Source organism: Flavonifractor sp. An10 (assembly GCF_002161215.1).
GTDB classification, from domain to species: Bacteria; Bacillota; Clostridia; order Oscillospirales; family Oscillospiraceae; genus Flavonifractor; species Flavonifractor avistercoris.
The window spans coordinates 133173-140853 of sequence record NZ_NFMB01000011.1; the positions used below are offsets into that span (position 1 = coordinate 133173).

General features: G+C 46.9%; 5 protein-coding genes. All 5 read right to left on the reverse strand.

The annotated features are described in order from the left end of the window. Nucleotides 1-10: 10 nt before the first annotated feature. The 5 genes from B5E42_RS17790 to tcmP are packed head-to-tail and all read right to left on the reverse strand — an operon-like array spanning nucleotide 11 to nucleotide 7424. A complete protein-coding gene (locus B5E42_RS17790) occupies nucleotides 11-1822 on the reverse strand; it encodes a DUF262 domain-containing protein (RefSeq protein WP_087242112.1) in 1812 nt (603 codons plus the stop codon). Nucleotides 1823-1854: 32 nt separating this feature from the next. Beyond that, complete coding sequence (locus B5E42_RS17795; RefSeq protein WP_087242114.1) at nucleotides 1855-2238, reverse strand: (deoxy)nucleoside triphosphate pyrophosphohydrolase; 384 nt, start codon at nucleotides 2236-2238, stop codon at nucleotides 1855-1857. Then, nucleotides 2239-5394 (reverse strand): DEAD/DEAH box helicase, encoded by a 3156-nt coding sequence (locus B5E42_RS17800; RefSeq protein WP_087242116.1) that lies wholly within the window; start codon nucleotides 5392-5394, stop codon nucleotides 2239-2241. Nucleotides 5395-5436: 42 nt separating this feature from the next. Next, nucleotides 5437-6225 carry a radical SAM protein gene (locus B5E42_RS17805; RefSeq protein WP_087242118.1) on the reverse strand — a complete coding sequence of 263 codons (789 nt, stop codon included), beginning with the start codon at nucleotides 6223-6225 and terminating at the stop codon, nucleotides 5437-5439. After that, a complete protein-coding gene (gene tcmP, locus B5E42_RS17810; RefSeq protein ID WP_162614018.1) occupies nucleotides 6222-7424 on the reverse strand; it encodes a three-Cys-motif partner protein TcmP in 1203 nt (400 codons plus the stop codon). Before tcmP ends, B5E42_RS17805 begins: the two co-directional genes overlap by 4 nt. Nucleotides 7425-7681 lie beyond the last annotated feature (257 nt).

The window sequence follows — 7681 nt, forward strand, 5'->3', positions numbered from 1 at the left end:
ACTCCATAATTTACAGGCTCCAATAATACCGTTTCATCATAGATGCCATCAACTTGCGGCGCTCGGTCAAAAACTCTTCATAACTGGATGCATCCATATTTTTTACAGACAGGGGGATACAGTTTTCTTGTAAGTTCTCGTTCAATTGTGACAGGTTGCAAATGTTTCCCAACTCTATTGCTTTAGTTTCGCATTGCATAAACGCCTTGCTAAAATAGTCGCAGGGTGCATCATCGCTAATAGCTTTGTTGACTTGTGTATCAAGATAAATATAATTGGCTACCTGATTGTATTTCGTTTTGCTATCTATGCCATTCTTTTTAAGATAGGCTCTCGGGAAAATGTGGTGGATATCTCCCGCAACAGTAATTAAATCGCTAACTTTTATACCATTCATCAGCAACGAATTGCAGTTCAAATGAACCTGTGCAGCAAGAAACACATTAAAAGCAGGGCTATTTACAGAAGATGTCTCTAAGTTCTGGGGGAGTGTGACAGTCCAGAAAGTATCTGACAATGCGGAAGCCTCTACTTCGGATAGAAAATTCTTGAAGCCTTTTTCCTGGATGCTCCGCATATCACGATCCATTTGGGATTCTGGTGAGCCGATATAGCGGGAAGTCAGCGTGGTAAGAACGAACCATTTTTGGACATACCGCTTAATTTGTACATTTGGAATTTCAGGGGTATCCAATAAAATTAAGTAGAGCGTATAGGCAAAATCCAATGTCATCGCAGAATTCAAAAGCTTGCTGGAAATAAAGCCAGCTCCTTTGATGGCCAGGATAAACTGTGCAAAGTTGTATTCATTGATAAAATTCAAAATGCCGTGCTCCAACTTTTGATAGGAATCAGATACAATGTCCTCGCGAAATTCCTTGGTTTCAAAATCCCTACCAGATAGCAGGCTTACTAAGTCGGCCAATTTTCCACGACGGAATTGATGCATGAAGGAGACTCGCAGCATATCGCTATACCCTGGATCATAAATGTCGTCATAATCGTTTGCCAGCCACTTAATCTTGTCAGCAAAGATTGATTGCTGAAACTCTGTGTCTTTTTTCAGATTTTCATAGAATTCTGGTTTTACCGCTAAATGGCAGAAATAGTCCACCGCTTTCCGCATTATACTTCCATCGTGGTCGGTATCTGCGGCCATTTTAGACATGACGAAATCAGATTGGCTTAGAGCGGTCCCCTTGGAGTTGATGCGGATAAATATTTCAGTAACCTCATCAATATCCAGGGAGTGGTCAAGTTCAATTACGCCAATTTGCCGGTTTGCAATTCCGGTAAGCTTGCTAATCTCATCGGCCAGCTCATCCAGGTCTACATTCGGGTTGTTTTTTGCGTATTCGTTTTCAAATGCTCTTGGCTTAAAATTAGCAGAAAACAGAACCGAGATGTCTGGAATCCATTTTTTGTCCTTTAAATGGGATGCGTCCTGGACGGCGAATCGTTTGCTGTCATCAGCTGCCAGGGGGTTAAACGCTATTTTGATCCGATCTTTTTTAAAATCTTCATCCAAGACTTCTTTTCCAGAAATAGCGGCCATCAAGGCAGTAATTCGTTGTTGACCATCAATTAGGACTTTTTTCCCCTGGGAGTATCCGCCATCCTTGGTCCTTACCGATGGATTTTTCCAGGTGATGATGTACCCAGTGGGATATCCATGGTAAAGAGAATCGATTAGATCTCTAACTTGGCTACGCTTCCAGACAAAAGGACGCTGGATTTCGGGTATGACAAAATCATTGGCCTCGATGAGGCCGAGAATTGCGTTGACTGAGTATTGCATTAGCGTAAATTTTTCTCCCGGCATATGGAAAACCTCCGTTTTGAGATGTAATCACCTTATTTTTTGTTCTTTAGTTTTTTTAAGATATCCTCATCCGCCGGGCAGAACATAAATTGATCAATTTCATTCACTGTGATCCAGCGAATGTCATTATGCTCCAATTTCTGCGGAACCCCTTCCTGGATAGTGGCATGGAATAGGGTCAAGTGAACCGTCAAATCCGGGTATTCATGGGTTACATCCATAAATACTTCGCCAACATCCAGAGTAATGGCCAGTTCTTCTTGACACTCCCGAATCAGAGCCTGTTCCTTGGTTTCTCCTGGCTCTACCTTTCCGCCAACGAACTCCCATAGGAGTCCTCTTGCCTTATGTGCTGGGCGCTGGCAAATCATAAACTTGTCCTGGTCCCAGATCAGGGCTGCTACTACCTCTGTCATTTATCCCACCACCAATTTATTTGTCTTCTTCAAAAACTTCGCTGGAATGGGTCGATCCAGCTTCCAGGTAATATTCATCGGCCTGCTCCCGCTATGCTTCACGTAGTTAGCTGTGCCCAGGAAGGTATAGGCCTCAGCGCCTCCAGTAATCCGGTCCGCCTTGAACTCCCGAACAAACAGCAGCACCTTACTCCCACGCTCCCAGTGGTGGATGTACCGCTGACCGGTGGGAGAGTCCGCCGCTGTGGTGCTCTGGCTCTGCCAGTGAAACAGATTTTCGTTGATGGAGTAATCGTGATACATGGTGGTGGGCGAGTAGTCCTTGTCCGCCTTATTCAGCGTCACAAAGAACACATCCAGATGTTTCTCCGGCAGCCACTTCACACCCTCACGCACCGTGGCCGGTTTCAGGAAATCCAGTGCCACCAGCAACTGGTCTCGGGTATAGGTGCAGTGGAGGTCCAACGGGCAGTCAAAGCCAAGCTCCACCGGCTCGTCAATGAAGTCGATCTGCTCATACCGGTATCGAAGCAGTTCCAAAAGCTCGTCCAGCAGCACGGGACTATCTGAGAGGGTATACAGGTTGTCTTGTACCTCATCGGATGTCCAGCTCTCTGCCGCCTTGCCCCAGACGGTCACATAGAACATCTGGAGCATCCGCTGCTCCAGTTCACTCAGCGTCGCAAAGTCCACATCGTCCAGGCAGGGCAGCAGATCCAACAAAAAGCGGATCCAGCGCCGGGAATCCACAACGGCCAGCCGGCCAAGAGCTTTTGTAAGTACCTCCTCCAGCGGTTCGCTAAAGTCCGCAATTACATCTGCCCTGGCGCAGATGCGGGAGAAGGAGGAAAACTTATAAATTGCCCTGGGGTCCAGATGGTAGTAGTCCAGGAAGTTTGCCAGGGTCAGCTCCAGGCCGCTGTCCTCCGCAAAGCTGGCTACCCGGGACACCAGTCCGGCGGTATTGCCGTAGGAGGCACGGATGTTGTCCAGAACGTACTTGGCTGCCTTTTTCTCCAACTGGATGTAGCAGCCCTTGGGCGCGGATACAAATCCATCTTTGATCTCCCGGGTCATGCTGCGAGTGGTATTGGACAGCAAGGCGGCAAACTTGTCCTCAAAATTATACCGCTTATTGGCCTGGCCAATAAAGTCCAGTACGGTCAGGCATTCTTTATTCTCCGCAAGCCGCAGGCCACGCCCCAACTGCTGAAGGAAGATAGTCAGGGACTCGGTGGGGCGCAGGAACAGCACCGTATTGACCTCCGGGATGTCCACACCTTCGTTGTAGATGTCTACCACAAAGATGAAGCGAACCTCACCACTGACCAGCTTCCCTTTAGCGGTTTTTCTCTCCTCATCGGAGGATTTCCCGGTCAAAAAGATGGACGGAATCCCGTGGTCATTGAAATAGCGGCACATAAACTCCGCATGCTCGATGGACACACAGAAGCCCAGGCCTTTCACCTCGTCGATATCGGTCACATACTTGAGAAGGGAGGACACCACCAGATCGGCGCGGCGGTTGGCCACGGCGCCGCTGAGGGTGTAGAGATTGGAAAGCTCATTTTTGTCGTAGCCGCCGGCATTCCATTTCAGGGTGTTCAAATCCACTGTGTCGGTAACGCCGAAATACTGAAAGGGGCACAGCAGCTTGCGGTCGATGGCCTCTGGTAGACGGATTTCCGCGGCAATCCGGTTGTTGAAGTAGGGCAGTACACTCTTGCCATCCATACGCTCCGGAGTGGCTGTCAGGCCCAGGAGGATCTGGGGCTGGTAGTAGGACAGTAACTTCTGATAGGTAGGTGCCGCTGCGTGGTGGAACTCGTCTACCACGATGTAGTCATAAAAATCCGGAGCGGTTTTGGCGGTGAAATCCTGGGAGTTGAAGGTCTGGATGGACAGAAACAGGTGGTCAATTCCCTCTGGACGGTAGCTGCCTACAAACAGCTCTCCGAAATTGGCGTTCTTCAGAACCGCTCGGAAGGTGTACAGGCTCTGCCGTAAAATCTCCTCCCGGTGAGCCACAAAGAGCAGCCGGCAGGGCTTTCCGGAGTGCTGCTTACAAAAGCGCTTATAGTCCAGAGCAGAAATCACCGTCTTGCCGGTGCCGGTGGCGGCCACCACCAAGTTGCGGGTATAGCCCCGGACGGTGCGCTCCGCCTCCAGCTTGTCCAGAATCTCCTGCTGGTAGGAGTAGGGCGCGATGTCCATGGTGTACACTTCGGCGTTGTTGGCGTCGAAGTATTTTTCCGCCTTCAGCGCCCGGGCCAGCCGTTCTTTTTGATCCTCCGAGTAATACTCAAATTCGTTGGAGTTCCAGTAGCTCTCAAAGGTGGCGGCGATCTTGTCGATGGTCTCCGGCAGATCTCGGCGGGTCACCTTCACATTCCACTCCAGGCCGCTGGAGATGGCGGCGTTGGACAGGTTAGAGGAGCCTACGTAGGCGGTGGTGAAGCCGGTATCCCGATAAAAGACATAGGTCTTGGCGTGGAGTCGGGTGCGCTTGGTGTCATAGCTGACCTTGATTTTGGTGCTGGGCAGGGCCCGTAGCTCCTCAATGGCTTTCACATCGGTGGCTCCCATATAGGAGGTGGTAATGATCCGCAGTTCCCCTCCGTTTTGGGTGAACTCCCGCAGTTCATCTATCAGGAGCCGCAAGCCGCTCCACTTGATAAAGGATACCAACATATCGATGCGGTCGGCAGAGACGATCTCCTTTTTGAGCTCCGTATACATCTGGGGCTCATGGATAGCTCCGGTAAACAGGCTGCTCTGGGCAATGGAGGTTTCCGGCCGGCTCAGGTCGGCAGCTGTCTTGCCCACTGCCAGTCGTGGATCCTGCTCCTGTAAAAGCGCAAGAAGCTGCTCTGCCCGCAGGTCGACGCTCAGCGCAGCAAAGTCAGCTTCTTTCGTTGTATTCTGGATGAGGTTTACGATCTGGTTGGCAAGGCCGATCTGGGTAGAGATGCCCCCGCCGTTGTCCGCCACATTCTCCAGGCCCTTTTGCACCACATCTGCCAGATACTGCGCCAATATCTTGGAGGCCTCTGCCTTGTCAATAGGCGCAACCGATTTGCGGGCTTCGGGAATTTCCACAAGCTCGCAGTTCAGCGCAGTATTGATGACTTGTTCGTAGAGGCCAGGGAGGAGCATATCAGGTACACCTCTTCTTTATCTTGCTGTATATCTGGATTTTCATTTGGTGTCACATTGTGGCGTTATGGTTCCGTTCTTTATATGATAGTCAATTCCGAGCTTATCACAATATGCTATTACCTCGGTGGCACAAGTGTTAAAAAAATGTTTGTGATCTGAATATGCGGTGACCACTTTGTTGTAGTTCATGCGGCCAAAAATTATGCGATCAACAAAATTAACTTTTTCAAGCAATTGGATTAGGTCTTGCTTTATGATGTTTGGTGTTGGGTACGGCTCAATACTAACCCAGGTTTTACACCCAGCATCATGAAGCGCCTTTAAAGCCGACAACCGTTCTTTCCACGGGGCAGCCCCCGGCTCTATCTGTTCCCTAAATGCCTCGTCTGTTGATATGAGTGTTATACCATATTCATTATCTTTAGACATTTGTGCCAACTCAATCGGGAGCACTCCTTTTGTCAATACAGAACATTTAACTCCAGAAGCATTTATTTTCTTTATGGCAGCGATGCTCATATCACGTACTTCGTCGTATTCATACATAAACGGATCTGTCGTAAAACAAAGATGTAGCATTTGAATTTTGTTTTTGAACTTAGGAAGTTCCGCGTCTAATAGCTCCAAGGCGTTTTCTACAATGGCAGGTTCACACCAGTCTTCGTATGATTTCACTTCTCCAAAGCGTTTTTTCAGCAAATATGCATAACAGGGATATAAGCATCCATGGCAACAACCGAGAACATGGTTCATTGTATAGTCACCATATTCAACTTCTGTTTTATAAATTAATGTTTTTCTGTGAATGAACTTTTTTATTTTCTTCACCTTATCCACCTCACAGAAATTTTTTGTCCCTTTCCTTCAGTCATAAAGGCAGTCTTTTTCCCTCGGGATGTATAATCTGGATTTCTTAATACCAATAGTCGTTTATCTTCTTCGAGGCCTTTTAGAATCTTTTTAACGTACCCAGTGGAGCAAATTGGTCCATAATTCATGAAAAACATAGCCAAAGCATCGTGGAGAGATGTCAAGCAATTATATTGGGAAAAATGCAAAATCGTCTTTTCCTCAATATCGTCTTCATCTACAGCTTGGTTATCAAAATTCTCAGCCCAGAGTTGCATTTGTCCTCCTGACTGAATTTCCTGCAAAGCTTCCCACCTATTGCAGATATTATCAACCATTAAAAGACATCCATCTCGATGATTTGTCGCATGAATAAGCCTATACTTTGGCCTTTGGCCTTTTTTTATCCGCAAAGGCATATTCAAAACATATTTATAACTTTTTCTAAGCCTCATGCAGTACTTTTCCGCAAACAGGGCTTCTGCATCATACCCGTCAATTTCTCCTTTTTTGTATGCGACTATAATAGGTTTCCAATAGTCTCCACCAGCAATTTCATTAAGTTCGCTAATGGATTTTTCAGAGGCATCCATTCTTGTCGGCTCATACTCCACAAGGTCGGCAAACAGCGTTGTATCGTCAAAAGTTGTCCCCAATGCATGGCAAGCCTCTCGAATAAAGCCAAAGGAATTTAGGTTAATAAGCAACTCAATAGAATTAAAATGGCCTTGAGCAAATTCATCAAAAAGGGAGCACTGCAATGCCTTGATTCCGTAAGGATCAATATAGAGGAAAATATTGCAGTTTTCTTTACCTCGTAAAATAGTCTTTATATTGTCCTCGTATTTTCCGGATACGATTTTCACCCATGGATAGGAGCCAAGATTTCGTCGAAGATCATCGGCATAGTTCAGATCAATGAATGTGGCATTGATTTGAGCCTGTTGCATTGTTGTGCTGGCGCGACATTGATCGATAATCTCCAATGCAATTAACGGTGAGCCTCTATTGCCATCCTCAAACTTTCCTTTACCTGCAAAGCAATCCACATAAACTAAAGGCTTATATGTATGGAGAATCTTAGAAACATACGGTTTAAAATAGCAACCAAGGATTTCATCTTTTACAACAGACCAAGGCTTTTTCTCTAAGAAAAAATCATCATTTTTCTTTGCCATATGTTTCCTCGCTTTCCTGTCCATCTGTGGGTATACTTATCCATTATATACATTTTAATTGGGATAACCCGTTTACATTAAATATTACTTTAATAGAAACCCAATCAATTCACTTTATCAAAACTCGCTTCGCCTATTCCGAAGAACCGCTCAAAGAAGCCTTTCAACTTATCGATCACACCCTGCTTCTTTTTGGCTCTGGCGCCGCCTCCGCCGAACCGGGATACTGGCGGCATCAGCTTATCAATGTCCGTACC